This window comes from Streptomyces filamentosus (assembly GCF_014654895.1).
GTDB lineage: Bacteria > Actinomycetota > Actinomycetes > Streptomycetales > Streptomycetaceae > Streptomyces > Streptomyces filamentosus.
The window spans coordinates 88137-112790 of record NZ_BNBE01000003.1; the positions used below are offsets into that span (position 1 = coordinate 88137).

The following is a 24654-nucleotide window of genomic DNA, read 5'->3' on the forward strand; positions in this document are numbered from 1 at the left end:
GTCTACCTAACGTCGGGGACTGGGGTCGCGCCGGGCGGCAAGGCCGTTTCCGACCGTTTCCGGCATGCCGGAACCAGGGCCCGGGGAATCCGGGAACTGGGGGGAACCGGCCTGCCGCGGTGCTTGGCTCTCGCTGAGCACCTGCTGCCTGGCGACGTCCACTACACAAACAAATCCCGGCGGGGGACGCAATCACCCCTTGTACGAGGGAGGTTCGGACTCGGCGGGGGGAGGCGGGGACCGGGGTGGCGGACATTCCCGCAGGTCACCACCCCTAATGACCCTTTTGTGCGACTCGTCCCGCTCTACTATTTCCGTTCGTACGTGATCTGGGTCCTATGAGGCGCCTCACCGGCGGACCCCTTTCCGGACCCCTCGAATGTGACCTGGGCCTCGAAGTTCGCCCGCCGCGTGGCCCTCCGCAGCGCCCGCAGCAGCGGCCCGCCCACCGTCAGCGTGAGCACCACCGTCAGCGCGGCCCGCCCCAGGTCCCAGCCGAGCGAGGTGGCCAGCACGTACGCCGCGAAACGCACCAGGTTCTCGCCCGCCGGAGCGCCCGGCACGAACGACACCCCCTGTCCCAGGCCGCCCACCGTCACCCAGCCGTACAGATTGGTGACCGTGCCGTACGCGAACGCCGCCACGAAGCCGTACGCGGCCAGCACCAGCCGCTCCGGCCGCCCCCGGAGCCCCGCCGGCAGCAGCCCCGCGCCCATCGAGAACCAGCCCATGGCCAGCATCTGCGTCGGCATCCACGGCCCCACCCCGCCCGTCAGCAGCGCCGACGCGAACATCGTCACCGCCCCCAGGACGAAACCGAAGCCGGGCCCGAGGACCCGCCCGCTCAGCACCATCAGGAAGAACATCGGCTCCAGCCCGGCCGTGCCCGCGCCCAGCGGGCGCAGCGCCGCCCCCACGGCGGCCAGCACCCCCAGCATCGCCACCGCCTTCGCGTCCATCCCGCAGTCCGCGATCGTCGCCACCACGACGGCGATGAGCAGGGGGAGGATCAGGGCGAAGAGCCACGGCGCGTCGGCCGCGTGGTCGGTGACCGCGGACCCGGCGTCCGCGAAGAGCGGCCAGCACACCCCGGCGAGCCCCACCAGGGAGACGAGGACGAGGGCGGCGACCGAACGCGGCCCCAGCCGGACCGGACGGGCGGACTTCACCGGCACAGCGCCTCCTCCACCTGCTCGACCGTGAGCCACGGCCGGGGCGCCAGGACCTTCGCGACCTGCGGGGCGAAGGCCGGGGACGAGACGACGACCTCCGCCGTCGGCCCGTCCGCGACGACCTCGCCGCCCGCGACGATCACCACCCGGTCCGCCAGCTCCGCCGCCAGCTCCACGTCGTGCGTGGCCAGCACGATCGCGTGCCCGGCCGCCGCGAGCCCCCGCAGCCGGGTCACCAGCCGGGCCTTCGCCGCGTAGTCCAGGCCCCGGGTCGGCTCGTCCAGCAGCACCAGCGGCGGCGCGGCCGTCAGCACCACGGCCAGCGCGAGCGCCAGCCGCTGCCCCTCCGACAGGTCCCGGGGATGCGTACCCCCGGCCACCCCCGGCACGAGCTCCGCCACCAGCGCCCCGCACGTCCCGGGCTCCGCGCCCGCGTCCGCGTCGGCCGCCGCGCACTCCTCGGCGACCGTCTCCGCGTACAGCAGGTCCCGCGGCTCCTGCGGCACCAGGCCGACCCGGCGGATCAGCGTCCGGGGGTCCGTCGCGTGCGGCACCAGGCCCGCGACGCGGACCGTGCCGCCCGTGGGCGCGATCATGCCGACGAGCGCCGACAGCAGCGTCGACTTCCCGGCGCCGTTGCGGCCCATCAGCGCGATCGTCTCGCCCGCCGCGACCTCCAGGTCGATCCGCCGCAGCGCCTCGACCCGGCCGCGGCGGACCGCGAGCCGCCGCACGTCGACGAGGGGGGCGTCGGGGCCCGTCCCGGGGACGGGTGCGGGCGTGCGGCGCCTGCGGAAGAGGGAGAGGCCCCCGCCCCGCCCGGGGGCGGAGCCCCGGGACGCCGGTGTCCCGGACGCCGGGGCCGGGACGGCAAATTCGGGGACGGGGCCCGGGTCGGGGGAAGGCGCGGGGCGGGAAAGAGGCCCCGCGCAGCGGTCCAGCCGCTCCTTCAGCCCGTCCGCCCGCCGCCGCGCGTCCCGCACCGTCAGCGGCAGCGGCTCCCACCCGGCCAGCCGGCCGAGCGCGACGACCGGCGGGTGGACGGGGGAGACGGCCATGATCTCGGCGGGGGTGCCGAGGACGCCGTCGGGGAGGAGCAGCACCCGGTCCGCGTACTGCACGACGCGTTCCAGGCGGTGCTCCGCCATGAGGACGGTCGTGCCGAGGTCGTGGACGAGCCGCTGGAGCACCGCGAGGACGTCCTCGGCGGCGGAGGGGTCCAGGGCGGAGGTCGGTTCGTCGAGGACGAGGACCTTGGGGTGGGTGGTGAGGACGGAGCCGATGGCGACGCGCTGCTGCTGGCCGCCGGAGAGCGTGGCGATGGGCCGGTCGCGGAGGTCGGCGAGGCCCAGCAGGTCCAGGGTCTCCTCGACGCGCCGCCGCATCACGGCGGGGGCGAGGCCGAGGGACTCCATGCCGTAGGCGAGCTCGTCCTCGACCGTGTCGGTGACGAAGTGGGCGAGCGGGTCCTGGCCGACGGTGCCGACGAGGTCGGCGAGCTCGCGCGGCGGGTGGGTGCGGGTGTCGCGGCCGTCGACGGTGACCCGGCCGCGCAGGGTGCCGCCGGTGAAGTGGGGGACGAGTCCGGAGACCGCGCCGAGCAGGGTGGACTTGCCGACGCCGGAGGGGCCGACGAGGAGCACCAGCTCGCCCTCGGGGACCGTGAGGTCGACGTTCCGCAGGGTGGGCCGGGCACTGTCCTCGTACGTCACGGAGACGTTCTCGAAGCGGATCACTCGGACGCATCCTCACGGGCGGGCGGTACGGGGGCGATGACGGCGGGCAGCAGGCCGGGCAGGACCGACAGGGCCGGCCACAGCGGCAGCTCCGGCGCGGTCAGCGGGACGACGCCGGGGTGCAGCGCTCCGGGGGCGTAGGAGGCCGCCCGGATCATGAGGAGGGCGACGGCGGCGCCGGAGGCGGCGACGAGCCAGGAGCGGGGGCCGAAGCGGTCGGGGCGGTAGCGGGTGCGGATGCTGCGCCGCCCGCCGAGCCGCAGGCCCGCGACGGCGGCGGCGAGTCCGGCGCCCAGCAGTGGCAGCCCGTATCCGGCGCCCTCGGCGGCGAGCAGCCCGTACGAGCCGGCGCAGACGCCGAGCAGGCCGCCGAGGGTGAGGACGCCGGTGGTGCGGCGGACGGCGGGCGGCACCCGGGCGGTGCGGCCGTAGCCGCGGGCGTCCATGGAGGCGGCGACGGCGACGGACCGTTCCAGCGCGCCTTCGAGGACGGGCAGCCCGATCCGGAGCACGGCCCGCACGCCGCCGGTGGACCGGCCGCGCAGCCGCCGGGCGGTGCGGAGCCGGACCACGTCGGCGACCAGGTTCGGCGCGAAGGTCATCGCCACGACGACGGCGACCCCGACCTCGTACAGCGCGCCCGGCAGCGACTTCAGGAGCCGCGCCGGGTTGGCGAGCGCGTTCGCGGCGCCCACGCAGATCAGCAGGGCGGCGAGCTTGAGCCCGTCGTACAGCGCGAAGGCGAGCTGTTCGGCGGTGACCCGGCCGCCGATCCGGATGCCCTGCGCCCAGTCCGGCAGCGGCAGCTCGGGCAGGGTGAACAGCTCGTGCGAGCCGGGGATGGGGGAGCCGAGGACCACGGAGAAGACGATCCTCAGGCCGACGACGAACAGCCCGAGCTTGACGAAGGCGCCGTACGAGCGGGCCCAGGGCGCGTCGGTCCTGCGGGCCGCCACCACGTACCCGGCGACGGCCACGATCAGCCCGAGCAGCAGCGGGTTCGTGGTGCGGGAGGCGCCGACGGCGAGCCCGAGGGCCCACAGCCACCAGGCCCCCGGATGCAGCGCGTTCCCCCGGTCGGCCTCGGGCGCGAGAAACCGCGCCCACCGGCCGGGCCGCCCGGTGGCCGCGGCCTGCTCGGCCTGCCCGGTCCGCCCGGCCTGCTCGGTCCGTCCGGCTCGCTCGGCCCGCTCGGTCCGTCCGGCCGGTCCGGGTGTGCTGGTGTCCGCCCGGATCATGCGCGCCGGCGGGACTTCCAGACGGCCGCGGCGCCCAGGGCGAGGACGGCGCCGCCGCCGACGAGGAGGCCGGCCGAGGGGCCGCCGCCGTCCTGGTCGCCGGCGGCCGGCTTCGGAGCGGCGGAGGCGGTGGGGGCGGGCCCGTCGGCGACGGCCTCGCCGCAGCCCCGGGCCGGGTAGCCCGCGATGCCGCAGAGCATGGCGGAGCTGTCGTACCGCAGCGGCTCGGCGACGGCCGCGAGGGCGTCCGCGGCGGTGCCGTTCGCGTCGACGCGGGCGCAGGCGGTCGTCGGGGAGTCCTTCGGCGGTGCCTCGCCGGCCGGGGCGTCCTTCGCGGTGCCGTAGTCGACGACGACCGCGATCCGCTTGGTGCCGGGCGCCTTCTCGACGTCGGCGCAGACGGCGGCGAAGTCGGGCGCGGCGGTGGGCCGGGTCGCGTCGGCGGAGTCCTCGCTCAGCGCGAAGCGGAAGCCGACGGCGTCGCCGTCGGCGGGCCGGGCGGTCGCCGGGCCCTGGGTGGCGTAGGTCCACTTCCCGGCGTCGGACTCCCAGAACGACCAGTAGCGGTAGCCGGCGGCGTGGGCGGGGGCCGCCGCGCCGAGGGCGAACAGCACTCCGGCGGCGGAGACGGCGAACGCCCCGGCGGCCTTCCGCCGGCGCGTCACCGGGCCCGTCGCTCCGTGGTCCGCCCGGCGCGTCACCGGACGTGTCGCTCCGTGGGCCGCTCGGCGCGTCACTTCTTGCGGCCGCTCAGGAGGAAGCCGATGCCGACGCCGACGACCATGCCGATGCCGATGATCCACCACACGTCGAAGCCGAGGAAGGAGTCCTCGTCCTCGTCCTCGGTGCCGGCGGCGGTGGTGTCGGGGGTCTTGGGCGTGGGGCCGGTCGCGTTGAGCGCCTCGACGAGGTCGACCTTGCCGAACTCGCGGGGGTCGGCCTCCATGGCCCGCGCGGCGAGGATCAGCTGCGCGTAGGCGGCGGGACCGGACTGCTTCGCCCAGGGGGCGGCGTTCTGCTCCAGCCACTGGAGGGCGGGCTCGGCGAGCCGGGCGGTGCCGGAGGCGGCGAGGGCGACGACGGCGTCGGCGGTGTTGCCGTAGTCGGGCTGCGGCTCGGCGTCGGTGGCGCCCGGCAGCGGCGGGGTGGTCAGGTGCCCGGTCTGCACGAGCGCCTTCGCCAGGTAGGAGGCGCCGTTGAGGGCGGCCCGCTCGACCGTCGGCTCGTCCAGGTCGACGCAGGTCGGGGCCTGCGGCGGGGTGGCCTTCGGGGCGGTGATGCCCTTGCCGAGCCCGGCGAGGGTGGCGGCGGCGGTCGCGTCGGCGTTGGCGAGCAGCTTCCCGGCCTTGTCGGGCTGGTACGCGAAGGCGCCCGGCCCCTCCTCGTCGGAACAGGGCAGCGCGAGCGCGAGCAGCGCGTCGTAGGGGGTGCGGCCCTCGGCGGAGGTGTACGAGCCGGGCTTGACGCCCGACGCGGCGAGCGCGCTGACGACGATGGAGGTCGAGTTGGCGTCGCTGGGGCCGCCGGGGGTGTAGCCCCAGCCGCCGTCCTTGTTCTGCACGCCGCGCAGCCAGCCGTAGCCGGACTTGACCGCGGTGTCGATCTTCGTCGGGTCGGCGGCCTCGCGGCGGACCGCGCCGAGCGCCTGGAGGGCGACGGCGGTGGCGTTGGAGTCCCGCACCAGCTTGTCGTCGCAGGGCTTCGCGGCGTCGGCGCGGTAGGAGGCGAAGGAGCCGTCGGCGCACTGCTGGCCGAGCAGCCAGTCCACGGCCTGGTCGGCCGGCTGGTAGCCGGTGGCGCGCTGCGCGAGGAAGGCGAGGGACTGGCGCCAGACCCCGTCGTAGGTGGGGTCGCTCTTGCCGTACAGACCGGGCGGGAGCGCGGCGGCGGAGGCGCTGGGAGAGGGCGCGGCGGTGGCCGTGCCGGTCGCGGCGGTGCTGAGCACGGCTGCCGCTGCGGTGAGCGCGGCGGCGGCGCGGCGGACGCTGATCATGGTTGCCTCTCGTGCGGGCGCCGGACACCGGCGCCCCGCGGGGCCCGCGTCCGGCGCCGTATTCCTCGACGGTGCCGGCGCTCATGTCCCGGGGCAGGGCGTTCCGGCTCACCGCTCTGACGAGTGGCTCACGGTTGCGGGTCAGCGCCGGACTCCCACCGGCTTTCCCCTGCTCGGGCACGAAGACGACCGGCCCACTGTACCGGCCTCCGGGGCCGCCGCCGCGGGCGTGCGAGCCGCGTCACACCGCCGCGCACGCCACCGCTCCCGTCCCCTCCGCACCGCCGAGCACACCGCCGGTCCCGCTCCCGTGGCGCCGCCGGTCCCGTCCCCCTCACACCGCCGCGTACGCCACCGGCTCCGTCCCCGGCACGGCCTCCGCGCGGCCCAGCTTCACCAGGCGCCGGATGTGGGCCTCGGCCTCGCTGACGGCGATGTTGCGGGAGCCGTGGGGGATGCGGTCCCAGGGCCGGTTCCACTCCATCCGCTCGGCGAGCTGCCAGGGGGTGAGAGGAGCGGTGAGGAGGGCGAGGAGGCCGGTGAGCCGGTCCTCGTGGTGGGCGAGGAGTTCGCGGACGCGCCCGGCGGCGTCGGGGAAGGCGTGCTGGTGGGCGGGGAGCACCTCGGCGACGCCGAGCCGGCCGATCCGCTCCAGGGAGTCGAGGTAGTCGCCGAGGGGGTCGGTGACGGTCGCGTCGTCGGGGTCCTCGTACAGGCCGATGTGCGGGGAGATGCCGGGGAGGAGGTGGTCGCCGGAGAAGAGCCGGCCGCGGCCGGGGAGCCCGGCGGGGTGCTCCTCCTCCAGGTGGAGGCAGACGTGGCCGGGGGTGTGGCCGGGGGTCCAGACGGCGCGCAGCCGCCGCCCGGCGAGGTCGAGGAGCTCGCCGGGGACGATCTCCCGGTCGGGGAGGGCGGCGCCGAGGCCGGGCAGGGTGCGGATCCGGCCGCCGGAGCGGGCGGCGCGCAGCGGGGCGAGGTGCTCCTCGGGGGCGCCGGCGGAGGCGAGCTTGCGGGCGAGGTAGTCGAGCCAGGTGCCGGGGTCGGACTCCCGGGTGCGGCGTACGACGGCGGCGTCGGCGGCGTGCATGGCGATCCAGGCCCCGGACTCCTCCCGGACCCGGCCGGACAGGCCGTGGTGGTCGGGGTGGTGGTGGGTGACGACGACGCCGTGGACGTCCCGGGGGGCGAGACCCAGCGCGCCGAGTCCGGCGGTCAGCTCGCTCCAGGAATCGGGGTCGTCCCAGCCGGTGTCGACGAGGACCGGTCCCCGGTCGGTGTCGACGACGTGCACCAGGGTGTGGCCCAGCGGGTTGTCCGGGATGGGCACCCGGAGCGACCAGACGCCTCCGCCGTGCTCGGTCACCTGCGTCATGCGCGCCCTCATCTCCGAGTGCCGGTACGACCATTGCCCACTATAACTAGAACTGATATCAGTTCTGAGACACCGTCAGATAGTCCCGGGAGGCGACCGGCATGACCGAGCTTGTGGAGCACGGAAAGCTGTTCATCGGCGGGGAGTTGACCGATCCGCTCGGCGACGCCTCCATCGAGGTGGTCTCCCCGCACACCGAGGAGGTCATCGGCCGCGTCCCGCACGCCTCCCGTGCCGACGTCGACCGGGCCGTCGCGGCCGCCCGCCGGGCCTTCGACGAGGGGCCCTGGCCGCGGATGGGACTGGAGGAGCGGATCGGGGTCGTCTCCCGGATCAAGGACGCCATCGCCGTGCGGCACGAGGAGCTGGCCCGTTCGATCAGCTCGCAGAACGGCTCCCCGTACTCCTGGTCCGTGCTCGCCCAGGCGCTCGGCGCGATGATGGTGTGGGACTCGGCGATCGCCGTCGCCCGCGACTTCGTCTTCGAGGAGCGGCGCGGCGGGGTGCTCGGCCCGCTGCTCGTGCGGCGCGAGCCGGTCGGGGTGGTCGCGGCGGTCGTGCCGTGGAACGTGCCGCAGTTCACCGCCGCCGCCAAGCTGGGCCCGGCGCTGCTCGCCGGCTGCACCGCGGTCCTCAAGCCCTCGCCGGAGTCGCCCCTCGATGCGTACCTGCTCGGGGAGATCGCCGCCGAGGCCGGGCTGCCGGAGGGCGTGCTGTCGATCCTGCCCGCCGACCGCGAGGTCAGCGAGTACCTGGTCGGGCACCCCGGAGTCGACAAGGTCTCCTTCACCGGCTCGGTCGCCGCCGGCAAGCGCGTGATGGAGGTCGCCTCCCGCAACCTCACCCGCGTCACCCTCGAACTCGGCGGCAAGTCGGCGGCGGTGATCCTCCCGGACGCGGACGTGGCCACCGCCGTCGCCGGGATCGTCCCCGCCGCCTGGATGAACAACGGGCAGGCGTGCGTGGCCCAGACCCGGATCCTCGCGCCCCGCTCCCGCTACGGGGAGATCGCGGAGGCGCTGGCCGCAGCGGCCTCCGCGCTCGTCGTCGGCGACCCGCTCGACCCGGCCACCCAGGTCGGCCCGCTCGTCGCCCGCCGGCAGCAGCAGCGCTCCCTCGACTACATCGACATCGGCCGGAAGGAGGGCGCCAGGGTCCTCGCGGGCGGCGGCCGGCCCGCCGGGCTCGACCGCGGCTGGTACGTCGAGCCGACCCTCTTCGGCGACGTCGACAACTCCATGCGGATCGCCCGCGAGGAGATCTTCGGCCCGGTCATCTGCCTCCTGCCGTACGGGGACGAGGCCGAGGCGCTGCGGATCGCCGACGACTCCGACTACGGCCTCAGCGGCAGCGTCTGGACCGGCGACGTCGAGCACGGCATCGACTTCGCGCGGCGGGTCCGCACCGGCACCTTCAACGTCAACACCTTCAGCCTCGACATGCTGGGCCCCTTCGGCGGCTACAAGAACTCCGGTCTCGGCCGCGAGTTCGGCCCCGAGGGCCTCTCCGAGTACCTGGAGCACAAGATGATCCACCTGCCGGCCGGGTACGGGGGCAACTGATGGGCGACCGCTGGCACGTGGAGGTCGACCGGACCGTCTGCATCGGCTCCGGCATGTGCGTCACCCACGCCCCCGACGGCTTCCGCCTCGACACCGCCCGCCAGTCCCACCCGGTCCGCCCGGAGGCCGACGCGGGCGAGCGGATCCTCGCGGCGGCGGAGGGCTGCCCCGTGGAGGCCATCCTCATCACGCTGGCGGACGGCGGTGAGCCGGTGTATCCGCCGGAGGAGTGAGCGGCTCGCCCTCCGCGGGAGGTGGAAGACTGTGCCCGGTCCACGGGGGCACAGGGCCGCCGTGCGGATGGGGGGAGTGCCGTGCGCAAGGTGGGGATGGTGGCCGTGGCCACCGGAGTGGTCCTGCTCGTCGGAGGCTGCGGCGGCGGGGACGGCGGCGCGGGCGAGGGGGGTTCGTCATCCGGTGGATCGGGCACGTCGCTGACCGCCGCCCAGGTGGACGAGGAGATCGGGGCGGCCGCCGGCGCGGCCGGGTTCACCAAGGCCTCGTTCGACACGGTCAAGCCCGAGCTCAAGGAGTGCATGGTCAACTGGGCGGCGGACGAGCCCGGCGGGGAGGCCGACCCCGAGAAGGCCTACGCGGACACCCTCGCGGGCCTGGTCGAGGCCGGCTGGGCCGAGGGGGAGGCCACGAAGAAGGGCACCGCGGACGTGAAGTCCCTGACCAAGGGCGACTGGACGCTCAAGGCCGCGTCCGACCTGGGCCCCGGGATCAAGACGGTGGTGTTCGCCGGAGTCCTGGGGACCCAGAAGTGCACCGAGCTCTACGTGTCCGGGCTGGGGAAGTAGCGGCCGGGGCGGGACGCCCCCTCGGCCGTCGCCCGCCCGTGGCACACTCCTCCCCTGATCACGGGGCGACCGGCCCCGTGACCCGGGGAGGGAACGCACGTGCAGGGGAAGAGGGGGGCCGCCTCGGCGGCCCTGGCGGTGCTGCTGGTGCTGGGGGCGGCCGGCTGCGGGGCGACGGACGGGGCGCCGGAGGTCCCGGTCCCGCCGCGCCCGGCGGGGACCGGACCGCTCACGAAGGACGTGGTGCGGGCGGACGTGGACGGCTCGGTCGCCGTCGCGGGCCTGCCGAGGAACGCGGAGGACTACGGCAGGCACTCCGACGAGGGCGTCGACGCCCCCGAGGGGAGCGGCTTCGGCGGCAGCCTCCCGGGGCGCTGCCTGCTCGGCCTCAAGAGCTTCCACGAGGAGTCCGCGCCGGTGGACCTCTCCCGCTACGACAAGCTGCTCGACGCCCTGCGCGAGCGGGAGTGGCAGCCGGTCGGGGAGCGGCGGAACCGCGCGTACGAAGAGGTCGTCAACCTCTCGGAGCAGTCCTTCCGGCAGCGCGGCTGGCTCCTCCGCACGCACTTCCGCCTCCAGGGCGAGCGCGGCGGGGTGATCACGCTGAACGCCTACGACGAGGCGTGCGTCGGGAAGTCCGGGATCCGGCGCGAAGCGCCCTGACCGGCACCGCCCCGTCAGCGGGCGGCGGTCCGGGCGGGAGCGGGGGCCGTCAGGTCGATCAGCCGGCAGACCGTCTCGATGTCGATCTTGACCTGGGCGATCGAGGCCCGGCCGGACAGCCAGGTGATGAGGGCGGAGTGCCAGGTGTGCTCGATGACGCGGACGGCCGACAGCTGCTGCGGTGTCGGCTGGTCCGTGCCCATCGCGTCGAGGATGATCGCGGTGGTGAGCCGCGAGACCGTGTCGACCTCGGGACTGACGCCGCGGTCGGCGAAGGTCAGCGCGCGCACCATCGCGTCGGCGAGCTGCGGCTCGCGCTGGAGGGCGCGGAAGGCACGCATCAGCGTCTCGGCCACCCGCTCCGCCGGGGCGGCGCCGCCGGGAGGCCGTTTCCGGAGGGTGGTGTGCATGTGCTGGAGCTGGTCCTGCATGGTCGCGACGAGCAGGTGGATCTTGGAGGGGAAGTAGCGGTAGAGCGTGCCGAGGGCGACCCCGGCGGCCTCCGCGACCTCCCGCATCTGGACCGCGTCGAAGCCGCCCCGGGCGGCGAGCCGGGCGCTGGCGTCGAGGATGCGGCGGCGGCGCGCCTCCTGGCGCTCCGTCAGGGGCGGGGTGGCGGAGGGGCGGTGGTCCGCTCTGCTCTCTGCGGTCATCGGGGTCCCGTTCCGTGCGGTGGGGAGCGCCAGTATGGCGGAGGACGGCCGTGGCGCGAACCTCTGCGGCCGGGTGGTGCGAATCACCTGTTCCGGCGCTCACACCGAAGCTACCTGCCGGTAGATTCGGTGCCTCCCGGGGGAGCGGGAAGCACCGGGAACGATCAAGTCTGTAACTTGTTCTACCTTAGCGCCAGCGGTTACGCTCGCGCGAAACGCACGTTCGAAGGGGGTCGCGCATGACCGCTGAGGCCGTAGAGGCAAGCCCCCGACAGGGCGTCACCACCTCCGGTGACGGTCCGTTGCGGATCGCTCTCCTCACGTACAAGGGAAACCCCTTCTGCGGGGGCCAGGGCGTCTACGTCCGCCACCTCTCCCGCGAGCTGGCCCGCCTGGGCCACAGCGTCGAGGTCTTCGGCTCGCAGCCGTACCCCACGCTCGACGAGGGCGTCCCGCTCAGCGAGATCGCCAGCCTCGACCTCTACCGCCAGCCCGACCCCTTCCGGACGCCGAAGCGCGAGGAGTACCGGGACTGGATCGACGCCCTGGAGGTCGCCACCATGTGGACCGGCGGCTTCCCCGAGCCGCTGACCTTCTCGCTGCGGGCCCGCCGCACGCTCGCCGCCCGCCGCGGCGACTTCGACGTGGTCCACGACAACCAGACCCTCGGGTACGGCCTCCTCGGCGGCCCCCGCGCGCTCGGCGCCCCGCTGGTCACCACCATCCACCACCCCATCACCGTCGACCGCCGGCTCGACCTCGACGCCGCCGCCGACTGGAAGCGCCGCGCCTCCGTCCGCCGCTGGTACGGCTTCACCCGCATGCAGAAGCGGGTCGCCCGCCGCCTGCCGTCCGTCCTCACCGTCTCCGGCACCTCCCGGGACGAGATCGTCGAGCACCTCGGCGTCCGCGAGGACCGCATCCGGGTCGTCCACATCGGCGCCGACACCGACCTGTGGTCGCCGGACCCGTCCGTCGCCGAGGTCCCCGGCCGGATCGTCACCACCTCCAGCGCCGACGTCCCCCTCAAGGGCCTGGTCTTCCTGATCGAGGCGCTGGCCAAGCTCCGCACCGAACGCCCCGACGCGCACCTCGTCGTCGTCGGCAAGCGCGCCGAGGACGGCCCCGTCGCCCAGGCCATCGAGCGGTACGGCCTGGCCGGCGCCGTCGAGTTCGTCAAGGGCGTCAGCGACGCCGAACTGGTCGACCTCTACCGCTCCGCCCAGGTGGCCTGCGTGCCCTCCCTCTACGAGGGCTTCTCGCTGCCCGCCGCCGAGGGCATGGCCACCGGCACGCCGCTCGTCGCCACCACCGGCGGGGCGATCCCCGAGGTCGCGGGCCCGGACGGCGAGACCTGCCTCGCGGTGCCGACCGGAGACGCGGGGGCGCTGGCCGCCGCGCTCGGCCGGACGCTCGGCGACCCCGAGCTGCGCGCCCGCCTCGGCGCGGCCGGCCGCGCCAGGGTCCTGGACCGCTTCACCTGGGCGCGCGCCGCCCAGGGCACCGCCGAGCTGTACCGCGAGGCGGTGGCCCGCCGGGCTGCCGCCCGCCGCTGACCCCCGCACTCCTCCGCACCCCCCGCGCAACACAGCCGCCACTCGGAAGGGCAGACCCGTGCTGACCGTCGACTTCACCCGCTTCCCGCTCGCCCCCGGCGACCGCGTGCTCGATCTGGGCTGCGGTGCGGGCCGGCACGCCTTCGAGTGCTACCGGCGCGGCGCCCAGGTCGTGGCCCTCGACCAGAACGGCGAGGAGATCCGCGAGGTCGCCAAGTGGTTCGCCGCCATGAAGGAGGCCGGGGAGGCCCCGGCGGGCGCCACCGCCACCGCGATGGAGGGCGACGCGCTCAACCTGCCCTTCCCCGACGAGTCCTTCGACGTCGTCATCATCTCCGAGGTCATGGAGCACATCCCGGACGACAAGGGCGTCCTCGCCGAGATGGTCCGCGTCCTCAAGCCGGGCGGCCGCATCGCGATCACCGTGCCCCGCTACGGCCCCGAGAAGATCTGCTGGGCGCTCTCCGACGCGTACCACGAGGTCGAGGGCGGCCACATCCGCATCTACAAGGCGGACGAGCTGCTCGGCAAGATCCGCCAGGCCGGCCTCAAGCCGTACGGCACCCACCACGCGCACGCCCTGCACGCCCCGTACTGGTGGCTGAAGTGCGCCTTCGGCGTCGACAACGACAAGGCGCTGCCGGTCCGGGCGTACCACAAGCTGCTGGTCTGGGACATCATGAAGAAGCCCGCCCTGACCCGGGTCACCGAGCAGCTGCTCAACCCGGTCGTCGGCAAGAGCTTCGTCGCCTACGCCACCAAGCCCCACCTCCCGAAGGCCGCGACCGCGACCGAGGCCGCCACCGCGACCGAGGCCGCCACCGCGACCGAGGCCGCGACCGGAGCCGACGCCCTGGACGCGGCCAAGTGACGTCCCCCGAGCGGATCGCGGAGCACCTCGTCCTGCCCGGGGTGCTCACCGCCGAGCAGGCCGCGCGGACCGTGGCCGGGATCCTCGCCGCCCAGCGCGAGGACGGCGCCGTCCCGTGGTTCCGGGGCCACCACCTCGACCCGTGGGACCACACCGAGGCCGCCATGGCCCTGGACGCGGCCGGCGAGCACGAGGCCGCGGCCCGCGCCTACGCCTGGCTCGCCCGCCACCAGAACCCCGACGGCTCCTGGTACGCGGCCTACCACGACGGCGACCCGGACGACGTCACCGACCGCGGCAAGGAGTCCAACTTCACCGCGTACATAGCCGTCGGCGTCTGGCACCACTACCTGTCGACCGGCGACGACGCCTTCCTCGACCGGATGTGGCCGGCCGTCTACGCGGCGGTCGAGTTCGTCCTCCGCCTCCAGCAGCCCGGCGGCCAGATCGGCTGGAAGCGCGAGCCGGACGGCACCCCCGTCACCGACGCCCTCCTCACCGGCTCCTCCTCGATCCACCACGCCCTGCGCTGCGCCCTCGCCATCGCCGAGGCCCGCGAGGAGCCGCAGCCGGACTGGGAGCTGGCCGCGGGGTCCCTCGCGCACGCCATCCGCCGCCACCCGGAGCGCTTCCTCGACAAGTCCCGCTACTCGATGGACTGGTACTACCCGGTCCTCGGCGGCGCCGTCACCGGCGCCGACGCGAGGGCCCGCCTCGACGACCGCTGGGACGACTTCGTGGTCCCCGGCCTCGGCGTCCGCTGCGTCGTCCCCAACCCGTGGGTCACCGGCGGCGAGAGCTGCGAGCTGGCCCTCGCCCTGTGGGCCGTGGGGGAGTCCGACCGGGCCCTGGAGATCCTCCAGTCCCTCGGCCACCTGCGCGCCGAGGACGGCATGTACTGGACGGGATACGTGTACGAGGGCGCCGACGGCGCCGAGCCGGCGATCTGGCCCGAGGAGAGGACCACCTGGACGGCGGGCTCCCTCCTCCTCGCCGTCGCGGCCCTCGGCGGCGAGCAGGCCACCGTCGCCGTCTTCGGCGGCGAGACCCTCCCCGTGGGCCTGGCCCCGGACTGCTGCGGGGCGTGAACCGCACCCGGACGGGCCGCCCGGATGGCGGCCCGCCCGGAGCCGGGCGAGGCTGGCCGGACCACTCCCAGGGAGGTCCCGTCGTGTCCAGAAGTGTCCGTCGCGGCGCCGCCGCGCTGCTCCTCTCCAGCACCCTGCTCCTCTCGACGGCCGCGTGCGGCGCCGACACCACGCAGAGCCTGAACTCGGGCTCGGCCGTGGCCGCGACCCCGTCGGCGTCGAGCACCTTCGAGAAGCAGAAGCTGGCGAAGACGCGGTTCGTGGCGAACGCCGGGCTCGCCGCCGGAGCCGCGTACCAGTGGATCGTGAAGCCGTACAAGGCGGGCAAGTTCAAGAAGGGCGCGGACGGGCGCACCTTCGCCATGGTCAAGGCGGGCCTCGCGGGCGCCTTCACCTACAACCGGCTCAAGGCCGCCGTGAACAACGCCAAGGGCGACCCGCTGCTCTCCAAGGCGGTGGCCCCGCTCTCCTCCGGCATCGACTCCCTCAAGGAGCTCGGCACGAAGCTCCGCAAGGGCGAGGTGGACGCGGCGGACGTCGGCGGCCTGGAGGGCGTCATCAACGGCATCAAGGACGCCGGGAAGTCCGCCGGCGCCGAGGTCAAGGACAAGGTCCCCTCGGCCTCCCAGCTCACCGGCGGCTGAGCCGGCCCGCGGGGCCCGCGCCCCCGGTCAGCCGTTCAGCTCCGCCAGCGTCCGCAGCGTCTCCCGGTCCGGGGCGGTGACGAGGAGTTCCGTCACCGGCCCGGACCGCCACTCGGCCAGCCGTTCGGCGATCCGCTCCCTCGGGCCGACCAGGGAGATCTCGTCGGCGAAGGCGTCGGGGACGGCGAGGACGGCCTCCTCGCGGCGGCCCTCGGCGAAGAGGTCCCGGACGTGCCGGGCCTCGGCCCCGTACCCCATGCGGGCCATGAGGTCCGCGTGGAAGTTGCGGGTGGCGTGGCCCATGCCTCCGATGTAGAAGCCGAGCATCGCCTTCACCGGCAGCAGGCCCGCGGACACGTCGTCGCAGACCTGGGCGCGGACCAGGGGGGCGATCCGGAAGCCCTCGGGGAGCCGTCCGGGCAGGGCGTACACCTCGCGCCAGCGGCCGGGCGACCAGTAGAGGGGGAGCCAGCCGTCGGCGATCTCCAGCGTCTGCGCGATGTTCTTCGGCCCCTCGGCGCCCAGCAGGACCGGCAGGTCCGCGCGCAGCGGGTGGGTGATCGACCTGAGGGGCTTGCCGAGGCCGGTGCCGTCCTCGCCGGCGTACGGGAAGGAGTGGTGCCGCCCGGCGAGGGTGACGGGCGCCTCGCGGCGCAGCACCTGCCGGACGACGTCCACGTACTCGCGGGTGGCGGTCAGCGGGGAGCGCGGGAAGGGCCGCCCGTACCAGCCCTCCACGACCTGCGGCCCGGAGAGCCCGAGGCCCAGCCGCATCCGGCCGCCGGACAGGTGGTCCAGGGTGAGGGCGTGCATGGCGGTCGCGGTGGGGGTGCGGGCCGCCATCTGGGCCACGGCGGTGCCCAGGCCGATCCGGCTGGTGTGGGCGGCGATCCAGGTGAGGGCGGTGAAGGCGTCGGAGCCCCACGCCTCCGCCGTCCACACCGAGTCGTAGCCGAGCCGCTCCGCCTCGCGCGCGAGCTCCAGATGGGCGGGGGAGGGGCCGCGGCCCCAGTAGCCGAGCGCGAGTCCCAGGCGCATGACCGGGCTCTCCTTCCCGAGACCGACCGTGTTCTGACGGTGTGTCAGGTGCGGTGCCGGGACTGTACGGCAACGGCCCCCCGACCGGAAGTCCTTCCGGTCGGGGGGCCGTTGCGGTGGAGCGGGGCGGGGATCAGCCGCGCTGGATGCCCGTGGAGTCCTGGAGGACGCCGCGGCGCCCGTCCTGGGTCTGCGCCACCAGGGCCTGGCCGCGCTGCTCGACGGCCAGGTACCAGGTGCCGGGGGCCAGTTCGGCGATCTGCGAGCCGGAGTTGTCCTCCGCGTACAGCGGGCGGGCGACCGGCACGGCGAACCAGAACGGCGTGAACTCCGCGCCGCCCTGCGACTGCGCCTGCGGCTCGGGCTGCGGGGACGGCTGCGGCTGCGGCTGCCCGAAGGGCTGGCCGCCCTGCGAGGCGTCGTGCGGCGCCGGGTACGGCTGCTGGCCCTGCTGGACGCCCGGGTAGCCGTAGCCACCGCCGGGGACGCCCTGCTGCGGCTGCGCGCCGTACGGCTGCGGGGCCGCCGGGCGCGGGGCGCCGACGAGCGGGGCCTTGAGGGCGGGGACCATGGGGGCGGCCACGGCGGCGGCGGCCAGGATCAGGGAGGCGATCAGGCCGAGGATCAGGGCGGCGCCGGCGTTGGGGGACTCGAAGACCCACATGAGGGTGGTCCACGCCGAGGCGATCGCGAAGGAGACGCCGACCTGGCCGATCTCCAGGTTCAGGACCTTGCGCGGCTGCGGCAGGCCGTGGGAGAGGACGACGAGCGCCGCGCCGGCGATACCGAGGAGGAAGGACCCCCAGCCCAGCGGCGAGTCCTCCCAGGCGTTCGCGAAGTCGATCTGGTTGCAGAGCTCGGCCGGGCCGTCGCAGCCGACGGTGTCCAGGAACGAGGCGATGAAAAGCAACACCGCAGCGCCGATCAGCACGCCATCGCCTCGGGTGAGGGAGCGGATATTCACGTAAGAAGTCCTTCGTCGGGTCGTCGTCGCGTCGGGCGGGCGCCGGTCTTGGCACGGGGGCGGCCCCATCGTACGGAGCGAATCTATCGCTCGCGGGTTCTACCCCTCGAGGTAGGTCACGATGCCGTCGGCGAGGCCCTGGGCCGCCTTCTGCCGCCACACCCCGGACGTCAGCAGTGCGGCGTCCTTCGGATCACGCATATTGCCGCATTCGACGAAGACCTTGGGGACCGTTGACAGATTGAGACCTCCGAGATCGGAGCGGACGTCCAATCCGGTGCCCCCGCCGAGGTAGTTGGCCGGAGATGTCCCGGTCGTCCGGCGGAAGGCGGTGACGATGTCCTCGCCGAGGGCGCGCGAGGGGGCGACGATCGGGCCGGTGTCGGCGGACCCGCCCCGCACCTTCGCGGGGACGATCACGTGGAAGCCGCGGTTGCCGGCCGCCGAGCCGTCGGCGTGGACGGAGACGACGGCGTCGGCCTCCGCCGCGTTGCCGATCCGGGCCCGCTCGTCGATGCAGGGCCCGTAGGGCCGGTCGGCGTCGTGCGTCAGGACGACCTCGGCGCCGCGCGCCTCCAGGAGCTTCCGCAGCCGGTGCGAGACGTCGAGGGTGAAGGCGGCCTCCGTGTACGCGGCCCGGCCGCCGGTCGCGTTCGTGGAGGTCCCGGTGGTGTCGCACTCCTTGCGGGCGGTCCCGATGTCGACCTTCGCGGCGATCTCCCGCCCGTGCCGGAAGTTCCCCGGGTTGTGCCCGGGGTCGACGACGACGGTGCGCCCGGCGAGGGACCGGTCGGCGGCGGTGGCGGCCCGGGGGCGGTCCTGCCCGGACGTCCCGGCGGTCGCCGTCGCGCCGGAGCCGGAAGCGGGGGCGGAGACCGGGGCGGAGCCGGAAGCGGAGGCGGACGGGGGAGCCGGGGTCGTCGTCCCGGCGGCCGGGCCCCCGCTGCCCTGGGCGGCTCCGGAGGCGCCGCCGCACCCCGCGAGCGCGGCGGAGCAGACGAGGGCCGCGAGCGCGGCGGGCACGGAGCGGGGCACGGGATTCCTGTGGTCGTACGGCACCCCGCGACTCTAGGCCCTCCGATGGCCGAAAGCCCGGACCGGCCAAACCGCTGGACGCGTGTGCGCGACCGGTGGAGGGTAGGGGGAAGGAAGCGGCGTGGGGGTCTCACCGCGCCTGGACCACGAAGGGGAACCGTGGTGGGGGAAGAACCGAACGACGCACGTCCGCGCCCGGACGAGACGGCACCGCAGGACACGCCACCGCAGAGCACGTCACCGCAGGACGCGCCACCGCCCCGGATCGACCTGGGCAAGCAGCCGGCGGACGCCCCGGACGACGCCGTCCGCTCCGAAGGCACCATGGTGATGCGCCCCCTCGGGGCGGCCACCCCGCCCTCGGACACGCCCCCGGTGCCCCCGGCGTCCCCCGTGGGCACTCCGCCCGATGCCGGTACGGGCTCCGCCCCCGCCGGTTCCTTCGGCCCGCCCGACCCCTCCGTCACCGGGTCCTTCCGGCTGCCGCCGCCCGCCCCGGCGGGCGGCCCCGCGCCCTGGGAGGCCCCGCAGGGGCAGAACGGCGGATCGGCGGGGCCCGGTGGCGGCGCTCCCGGCTTCGGGGCGCCGCAGGGGCCGTACGCGGGGGGTCCCGGCGGCTTCGGCGGGCAGGCGCCCGCGGCCTCGCCCGGCTGGGCGGGGGCGGGGACGCTTCCGCCGCCGCCCCCGGCGCCGCCCGCGTACGGCCCCGGCGGCGGGCACGAGCCGGGGCGGGGCGAGGCGCGCCCGCTCCAGGCCGCGCTCGTGGCGGTGCTGAACCTGTCCTGCCTGGGCCTCGGCTACCTGCTGCTGCGCCACTGGGTGAGCGCGGCGCTCTGCTGGGCGGCCACGGCAGGACTGCTGGTGGCGGCGCTCCCGGCGGACGCGGACGGCGTGCCGCAGGGCGTGCTCCTCGGCTACGGCGCCTTCCTGCTGCTGGCCGCGGCCGACGGCGCCCGCCGGGGCCTGCGGGCCCGGCTCTCCTTCGGCACGGCGGTCCGCCGCCTGGCGCTGCCGCTCGCGGTGGTGCTGCTCGCGGTGCCGGCCGGAGGGGCCGTCGCCTACGCCTCCGCGCACGCGGACGCCCGGGAGGAGGCCCGCCAGCAGGCGCTCCTCGCCCGGCTCGCGGCGGCCGACGAGCTGGTCGCCGCGCACAAGGGCGAGGCGTACGCGACGGCGCAGGCGGACTACCTCAAGGCGCTGGAGGAGTACGGGGCCATCGGCACGAAGGACGCCGGCTCGCGCGCCGGGAAGCTCGTGCCGGCCCGCCTCGACGCGTACTACGAGCAGGTCTCCGCCCCGTACGGCAAGAAGAGCTACTGCGAGGCGCTGGACCCGCTGAAGCACCTGCACACCCTGCCGACCCTGGTCGACAAGGGGCTCCTCGGCGACCGTCCGGCAGGCGTCGCGGAGCCGCTGGCGCACTCCACGTACGAGTGCGGCGCGGCGGCGCTGGGCCGGAGCGCCGAGCCGAAGGCGGACGGCTACTTCTCCGAGCTGGCGGCGGACTTCCCGCAGTCGCCGTACACGGCGAAGGTCGTCCCGGCCGTCCGGGACGCCGTCCGGGCCCGGGTGGGCGCGCTCACGGCCGCCGGCGAGGACCGCTGCACGGCGACGGAGGAGCTGCGGACCCTGCGGTCCACGGCCGGGTCGGTGGAGCCCCTGGAGCAGGAGCTGGAGCCGGTGCGGACGGAGGCGGACCAGGGCGTCCGCAAGGGCGTCTTCGCCTGCGGCACCCAGCAGTTCGGGAAGAAGCAGTTCGCCAAGGCCGCCGAGACGATGGACGCGTACGCGAAGGACTACCCGGACGACGCGCGGACCCCGTACGCCCGCTCGGTCTCCATCGCCGCGCGGGTCGCCGAGGAGGAGCCGGAGGCCGGGAAGCGGCTGCCCCCGGAGGACGCCCCCGGCGGCGCCCGCATGACGCTGGTGATCAGCAACGACGCGCCGAGCCCGGTCGACGTCCTCTACACCGGCCCGCTCACCGGCACGTTCACCCTGAAGGCGTGCGGCGGCTGCCGGAAGTACGAGCGGGTGGCCACCCTGCGGCCCGGCTTCAAGGCATGCGCGGGCGCCTCGTCGAAGTACCCGAAGGTGACGCTCGACCTGCCGGCGGGCACGTACCACATGCTCCAGCAGCGGCTGGGGACCAGCGCCCTGTCGACCGACCAGAAGGTCATCAGGACGAAGATCGAGCCGGGCTACACCTACACCACCTGCCTCTACACCTCGTCGCTCCTCTAGGGGGCCACTCGTCCGGGGAGGCCCTCACCCCTCCGGTGAGGGCTCCGCGAAGACGATCCGGTCCACGGCCGCCGTGACCAGTGCCTCGCGCTCCTCCTCGGAGAAGACGTCGGGGAGGGTCAGCTGCTCCACGATCAGCCAGTTCAGGGTGAGGACGAGCAGCTTGACCGCCATGGCGTCGCCGGGGAGCCCGGACGCCTCGTGGAAGGACACGTTGGCGTCGACGTCGGCCCGCACCCGCTCCGTGAGGACGGAGCGGAGCGCGGGCCGCCGGGTCGCCTCCAGGCGGAGTTCGAGCAGGGCGAGGTAGCCGGTGCGGAAGCCGGAGACGCGGCCGACGAGCTCGCGCATGAGCCGCGTGTACGTCTCCTTGTCGTGCGGCGCGGTCCGGGTCGCCTCCATGGTGGCCTCGTCCGGCCGGAGCCGTTCGTAGACGCGGGCACCGGCCTGGGTGAGGAGGTCGTCGCGGTTGGCGAAGTAGTTGGAGGCGGTGCCGGTGGGCACCCCGGCCCCGGCGTCGACCGCGCGGAAGGTCAGCCCTCGGGCGCCTTCCGCGGCCAGCACCTCGATCGCCGCGTCCACCAGCGCGGCGCGCCGCTCGTCGTTCCGCCTCGCCATCGAGACCACTCCGTTCGTAGTACTACAGCCGAACCCCTTTGGGCAGGGTACGCGGCTCCGCGATGAGTTTCCGCCGCCCGGGCGGTCATCACCCCGTACGCGCCCGACCGAGGAGGAACCATGGCCACCGGCCCCCAGCTGCTCAAGGTCCAGAACTTCAACGTCTCCGCCGACGGGATCGCCGCCGGCGAGGACCAGTCGCTGGAACACCCCTTCGGCCACGTCGACCCGGGCCGGCTCTTCGCCTGGGCCGGGGCCACCGCGAGCTGGCCCAACCGCACCGACCCCGGCGGCAGCCGCGGCCTCGACGACCACCTCGTCCGCGACTTCCACCACAACATCGGCGCGGAGATCATGGGCCGCAACAAGTTCGCGCCCCTGCGCGGCCCCTGGCGGGACGAGGACTGGAAGGGCTGGTGGGGCGAGGAGCCGCCGTTCCACACCCCCGTCTTCGTCCTCACCCACCACGAGCGCCCGTCCTTCACGCTCTCCGACACCACCTTCCACTTCCTCGACGCCGACCCGGCGACGGCGCTGGAGCGCGCGAAGGAGGCGGCGGAGGGGAAGGACGTCCGCCTCGGCGGCGGGGTGACGACGATCCGGGAGTTCCTGGACGCGGACCTCGTGGACACCCTCCACGTCGTCGTCTCCCCGGTGAAGCTCGGCCACGGCCTGAAGCTGTGGGACTCGCCGGAGGAGCTGACCGACCGCTTCCACCTGGACGTCGTCCCGAGCCCGAGCGGGGTCACCCACCACCTCTTCTGGCGGAAGTGACCCCCTCGCGGGCCCGGAGGGTCAGGCGGGCAGGCGGCGCAGCACCCGCAGCGAGTCCGTGACCGAGACCTCCTCGAAGTCGCCGGACTCCAGCGCCCGCAGGTAGATCCGGTACGGCGCCTGGCCGCCGTCCGCCGGGTCCGGGAAGACGTCGTGGATGACGAGCAGGCCCCCGGGGGCGACCTTGGGGGCCCAGCCCTCGTAGTCGTTGGTGGCGTGCTCGTCGGTGTGCCCGCCGTCGACGAAGACGAGCCCCAGCTCCCCGCCCCACACCTTCGCGGCCTGCGGGCTCCGCCCCACGACCGCGATCACGTGCTCCTCCAGGCCCGCCTTCCGCAGGGTCCGCCGGAAGGTCGGCAGCGTGTCCATGACGCCGACCTCCGGGTCCACCACGGTCGGGTCGTGGTACTCCCAGCCCGGCTGCTGCTCCTCGCTGCCCCGGTGGTGGTCCACGGTCACCGCGACCGTCCCCGCCCGCCGGGCCGCGTCCGCCAGCAGGATCGTCGACCGCCCGCAGTACGTGCCGACCTCCAGGAGCGGCAGCCCCAGCTTCCCGGCCTCGGCCGCCGCCGCGTACAGCGCCAGCCCCTCCCCGACGGGCATGAAGCCCTTCGCGGCCTCGAAAGCGGCAAGGACCTCGGCACCGGGCTCGGCGCTGGGCTGCTCGGACATGGCGGTCTCCTACTGGCGAGTAGTACGTCGTTACGGGCGCCCATCGTGCCCTACGCGTCGCACTCGAACCACACCGTCTTCCCGTCCCCCTCCACCCGCAGCCCGTGCGGCTCCCGCAGGATCAGCACCGCACACCGCCGCCCCGGCACGTGCCGCACGACGTTCGCGACCGGCTCGGTCGGCGCCGGCTCCGCGGAGCCGGCCACCTGGCCGAGTCCCCGGCGCCCGAGGAACACGCGCGGCCTCGACCCCGGAGCCTCGCTGCCGGTGGGGCCGGTGCTGAAGAGTCAACTGCCGTCGTGGTTCCGTCCGTACGCGGAGACGGAGCGGAAGGCGACGTACCCGTGGTCCTCACAGGTGCGGTCGGTGCACGGCCCGCTCCGGACGGATTCAAGGACGGGGCGCTCCGTTACGATCGCCTGCGAGCGGCCGCTCTCTCGGTGAAGGATTCGTCCGCGCCGGTCACCCGGGTCATGGAGGAACACGATGGAGACCGACCAGAACCTGGCGGGAGCGCGCCGGCGCACGTCCTCGTACGGCGGCGACAACGGCGGCGACCGCATCGAGGTCGCGGACCTCTCGGCCCACGTCGCCGTGCGGGACTCCGAGAACCCCGAAGGCCCCGCCTTCCCGGCCGGCACCGCCACCTTCGCGGCCTTCGTGAGCGCCGCCGCAGAAGGCAGCATCGGGCGCTGACCGGTGGCGACCCTCATGGGGATGGTGATCCTCGCCCTCGTCCTGCCGGCGTGGGCGGGGATCACGTACGCGGGGCTGGTGCGGGCCCGGCGGGAGAACGCCGGCCTTCCGGCCCGGCCGCGCCCCCGGCGCACGCCCGCGAAGAAGGCCGCGTGGATCGCGGTGCTCGCCTTCGTCTCCGGCGGGGCGCTCCACGTGTACGGGCTCTCGTACATGCCGTTCCTCCAGCCCGAGGACTCCTGCTGGTTCAACGCCGGGCTCATGCGGGTGCCCGACTCCAGCAGCGCGCTGCCCGTGAGCCTGGTCTGCGCGGGGGAGGAGATCGTCCCGTGGTGGGTGAACCCGGGCCTGCTCCTCCTCGCGGCCACGACGGTCACGGCGACCGTCACCTCGATCGCGCTACGGCTCCGCTCCCGCCGGTGAGGGGGCCGTGCCGACGCCCGGCCCGCCGTGGGACAGGCGCAGGGTCCAGGTGTCGAGGGCGTACGTCGCCGGGTCGGCCGGGTGGGGTTCCGCGATGCTCGCGACGAGCCGGTCCCGGCCGTCCCAGCGCAGCGTCCGGATGGCCCGGTCGCCGCTGAGGTCCTTCAGGCGGACGAGGACGGCCGTGTCCAGGTCCCGGCCCACCGCGAGGACCTGCCCGCCGTCGAGGACGAGCACGGTGCCGTCGGGGAGGACGACGGGCTTCGGGGGCTGCGGGTCGGACAGGCGGGGGCCGGGGGTGACGCCGCCGCCGGGCAGGAGCCGTACGACCCGGTTGTTCGTCGGGGTGTTCCGGTCCGCCTCCACGACCCGGACGCCGCTGCCGACGACGTAGTGCCCGTACGAGGGCCACCGGTCCGTCTCGGCGCCGTCCCGGTCGTACTCCCGCGTCTCGAAGATGCCGTAGCCCTCCAGGCCCAGCAGGAACCGGCCGCCGTCGCGCGCCGCCCCGCGCGCGCCGCGCAGCTCGGCGACGAGCCGCCCGTCCGCGAGGTCGAGGAGCAGCGCGGGGCCGAGGTGCCCCCACGGCGTGTACTCCAGGGAGTCGGTGGTGACGAGGACCCGGCCGTCCGAGACGTGCGCCGCGTTCGGCCGCCCGGAGAAGGCGTGCGTCCACAGGACGCGGCCGTCCTCGCCGACCCCGGTGACGGCGCCGGTCCGCCCGTGGACGGCGGTCCCGTCCCGCCGGGCGAGCGGCGCCCCGGACCGGGGCCGCTCGTACGGCGGCAGGCCCTCGCCCCGTACGTGCTCCAGGATCACCGCGCGGATGCTCGACATGGCGG

The 24654-nt window shown here is 75.1% G+C and carries 26 protein-coding genes; 12 read left to right on the forward strand and 14 right to left on the reverse strand.

Going from position 1 to position 24654, the window contains the following annotated elements:
• Nucleotides 1–308: 308 nt before the first annotated feature.
• The 6 genes from IE326_RS27850 to IE326_RS27875 all read right to left on the reverse strand — a co-directional run bounded on the left by IE326_RS27850 (nt 309) and on the right by IE326_RS27875 (nt 7511).
• Nucleotides 309–1175 (reverse strand): ECF transporter S component, encoded by an 867-nt coding sequence (locus IE326_RS27850; protein WP_190043646.1) that lies wholly within the window; start codon nt 1173–1175, stop codon nt 309–311.
• On the reverse strand, nt 1166–2908 hold the full coding sequence (locus IE326_RS27855; protein WP_190043647.1) for an ABC transporter ATP-binding protein: 1743 nt from the start codon (nt 2906–2908) through the stop codon (nt 1166–1168). Before IE326_RS27855 ends, IE326_RS27850 begins: the two co-directional genes overlap by 10 nt.
• A complete protein-coding gene (locus IE326_RS27860) occupies nt 2905–4146 on the reverse strand; it encodes an energy-coupling factor transporter transmembrane component T (RefSeq protein WP_190043648.1) in 1242 nt (413 codons plus the stop codon). The genes IE326_RS27855 and IE326_RS27860 overlap by 4 nt, the downstream gene beginning before the upstream one ends.
• A complete protein-coding gene (locus tag IE326_RS27865) occupies nt 4143–4811 on the reverse strand; it encodes an SCO2322 family protein (RefSeq protein WP_190043649.1) in 669 nt (222 codons plus the stop codon). The genes IE326_RS27860 and IE326_RS27865 overlap by 4 nt, the downstream gene beginning before the upstream one ends.
• A 68-nt stretch (nt 4812–4879) precedes the next feature.
• Complete coding sequence (locus IE326_RS27870; protein ID WP_190043650.1) at nt 4880–6139, reverse strand: SCO2321 family membrane protein; 1260 nt, start codon at nt 6137–6139, stop codon at nt 4880–4882.
• Between the two features lie 334 nt (nt 6140–6473).
• The gene (locus IE326_RS27875; protein WP_150227936.1) at nt 6474–7511 is read right to left on the reverse strand and encodes a Strvi_7410 family MBL fold metallo-hydrolase; all 1038 of its coding nucleotides are present in this window, start codon (nt 7509–7511) and stop codon (nt 6474–6476) included.
• Between the two features lie 101 nt (nt 7512–7612).
• Between IE326_RS27875 and IE326_RS27880 the strand changes: the two genes are divergently transcribed.
• From IE326_RS27880 to IE326_RS27895, 4 genes are all read left to right on the forward strand, one after another.
• On the forward strand, nt 7613–9073 hold the full coding sequence (locus IE326_RS27880) for an aldehyde dehydrogenase (protein WP_190043651.1): 1461 nt from the start codon (nt 7613–7615) through the stop codon (nt 9071–9073).
• Complete coding sequence (locus IE326_RS27885) at nt 9073–9306, forward strand: ferredoxin (RefSeq protein WP_150227934.1); 234 nt, start codon at nt 9073–9075, stop codon at nt 9304–9306. The genes IE326_RS27880 and IE326_RS27885 overlap by 1 nt, the downstream gene beginning before the upstream one ends.
• Nucleotides 9307–9387: 81 nt before the next feature.
• Nucleotides 9388–9876 (forward strand): hypothetical protein, encoded by a 489-nt coding sequence (locus IE326_RS27890; RefSeq protein WP_170313803.1) that lies wholly within the window; start codon nt 9388–9390, stop codon nt 9874–9876.
• Between the two features lie 99 nt (nt 9877–9975).
• Nucleotides 9976–10539, forward strand: a complete 564-nt coding sequence (locus tag IE326_RS27895; protein ID WP_190043652.1) for a hypothetical protein — start codon at nt 9976–9978, stop codon at nt 10537–10539.
• Between the two features lie 14 nt (nt 10540–10553).
• On the opposite strand, the gene IE326_RS27900 is transcribed toward IE326_RS27895, so the two are convergent.
• A complete protein-coding gene (locus IE326_RS27900; protein ID WP_150227932.1) occupies nt 10554–11192 on the reverse strand; it encodes a TetR family transcriptional regulator in 639 nt (212 codons plus the stop codon).
• A gap of 239 nt (nt 11193–11431) precedes the next feature.
• Here IE326_RS27900 and IE326_RS27905 point away from each other — a divergent pair, with 239 nt between their 5' ends.
• The 4 genes from IE326_RS27905 (at nt 11432) to IE326_RS27920 (ending at nt 15351) form a co-directional block, all read left to right on the forward strand.
• Nucleotides 11432–12748, forward strand: a complete 1317-nt coding sequence (locus tag IE326_RS27905) for a glycosyltransferase family 4 protein (protein WP_190043653.1) — start codon at nt 11432–11434, stop codon at nt 12746–12748.
• Between the two features lie 58 nt (nt 12749–12806).
• Nucleotides 12807–13619, forward strand: coding sequence for a class I SAM-dependent methyltransferase (locus IE326_RS27910; RefSeq protein ID WP_190043654.1), 813 nt, complete (start codon nt 12807–12809; stop codon nt 13617–13619).
• Nucleotides 13616–14707, forward strand: coding sequence for a prenyltransferase/squalene oxidase repeat-containing protein (locus tag IE326_RS27915; RefSeq protein WP_150227929.1), 1092 nt, complete (start codon nt 13616–13618; stop codon nt 14705–14707). Before IE326_RS27910 ends, IE326_RS27915 begins: the two co-directional genes overlap by 4 nt.
• 83 nt (nt 14708–14790) lie before the next feature.
• Nucleotides 14791–15351 (forward strand): hypothetical protein, encoded by a 561-nt coding sequence (locus IE326_RS27920; protein ID WP_150227928.1) that lies wholly within the window; start codon nt 14791–14793, stop codon nt 15349–15351.
• A 27-nt stretch (nt 15352–15378) separates the two neighbouring features.
• Here IE326_RS27920 and IE326_RS27925 read toward each other — a convergent pair whose 3' ends face one another.
• The 3 genes from IE326_RS27925 to IE326_RS27935 all read right to left on the reverse strand — a co-directional run bounded on the left by IE326_RS27925 (nt 15379) and on the right by IE326_RS27935 (nt 18412).
• Nucleotides 15379–16389: an LLM class F420-dependent oxidoreductase gene (locus IE326_RS27925; RefSeq protein ID WP_190043655.1), complete on the reverse strand. Its 1011-nt coding sequence runs from the start codon at nt 16387–16389 to the stop codon at nt 15379–15381.
• 133 nt (nt 16390–16522) lie between these two features.
• On the reverse strand, nt 16523–17353 hold the full coding sequence (locus IE326_RS27930; protein ID WP_190043656.1) for a DUF5336 domain-containing protein: 831 nt from the start codon (nt 17351–17353) through the stop codon (nt 16523–16525).
• A gap of 99 nt (nt 17354–17452) precedes the next feature.
• Nucleotides 17453–18412, reverse strand: a complete 960-nt coding sequence (locus IE326_RS27935) for an N-acetylmuramoyl-L-alanine amidase (RefSeq protein ID WP_190043657.1) — start codon at nt 18410–18412, stop codon at nt 17453–17455.
• Between the two features lie 138 nt (nt 18413–18550).
• Here IE326_RS27935 and IE326_RS27940 point away from each other — a divergent pair, with 138 nt between their 5' ends.
• Complete coding sequence (locus tag IE326_RS27940; protein ID WP_190043658.1) at nt 18551–20629, forward strand: hypothetical protein; 2079 nt, start codon at nt 18551–18553, stop codon at nt 20627–20629.
• A gap of 24 nt (nt 20630–20653) precedes the next feature.
• On the opposite strand, the gene IE326_RS27945 is transcribed toward IE326_RS27940, so the two are convergent.
• Nucleotides 20654–21247: a TetR/AcrR family transcriptional regulator gene (locus tag IE326_RS27945; RefSeq protein WP_190043659.1), complete on the reverse strand. Its 594-nt coding sequence runs from the start codon at nt 21245–21247 to the stop codon at nt 20654–20656.
• Nucleotides 21248–21367: 120 nt separating this feature from the next.
• Between IE326_RS27945 and IE326_RS27950 the strand changes: the two genes are divergently transcribed.
• Nucleotides 21368–22021, forward strand: a complete 654-nt coding sequence (locus IE326_RS27950) for a dihydrofolate reductase family protein (RefSeq protein ID WP_190043660.1) — start codon at nt 21368–21370, stop codon at nt 22019–22021.
• A 21-nt stretch (nt 22022–22042) separates the two neighbouring features.
• Here IE326_RS27950 and IE326_RS27955 read toward each other — a convergent pair whose 3' ends face one another.
• Both IE326_RS27955 and IE326_RS27960 read right to left on the reverse strand, forming a co-directional pair.
• Nucleotides 22043–22693, reverse strand: coding sequence for a class I SAM-dependent methyltransferase (locus IE326_RS27955; protein WP_150227922.1), 651 nt, complete (start codon nt 22691–22693; stop codon nt 22043–22045).
• A 50-nt stretch (nt 22694–22743) separates the two neighbouring features.
• Nucleotides 22744–22929, reverse strand: a complete 186-nt coding sequence (locus tag IE326_RS27960; protein ID WP_229915720.1) for a hypothetical protein — start codon at nt 22927–22929, stop codon at nt 22744–22746.
• 250 nt (nt 22930–23179) lie between these two features.
• On the opposite strand from IE326_RS27960, the gene IE326_RS27965 reads away from it, so the two are divergent.
• Nucleotides 23180–23389 (forward strand): DUF397 domain-containing protein, encoded by a 210-nt coding sequence (locus IE326_RS27965; protein WP_190043661.1) that lies wholly within the window; start codon nt 23180–23182, stop codon nt 23387–23389.
• A gap of 21 nt (nt 23390–23410) precedes the next feature.
• Nucleotides 23411–23812: a hypothetical protein gene (locus tag IE326_RS27970; protein WP_150227920.1), complete on the forward strand. Its 402-nt coding sequence runs from the start codon at nt 23411–23413 to the stop codon at nt 23810–23812.
• Here the strand turns inward: IE326_RS27970 and IE326_RS27975 are convergent.
• Nucleotides 23789–24649 carry a hypothetical protein gene (locus IE326_RS27975; protein ID WP_150227919.1) on the reverse strand — a complete coding sequence of 287 codons (861 nt, stop codon included), beginning with the start codon at nt 24647–24649 and terminating at the stop codon, nt 23789–23791. The genes IE326_RS27970 and IE326_RS27975 overlap by 24 nt on opposite strands.
• Between the last annotated feature and the right edge of the window lie 5 nt (nt 24650–24654).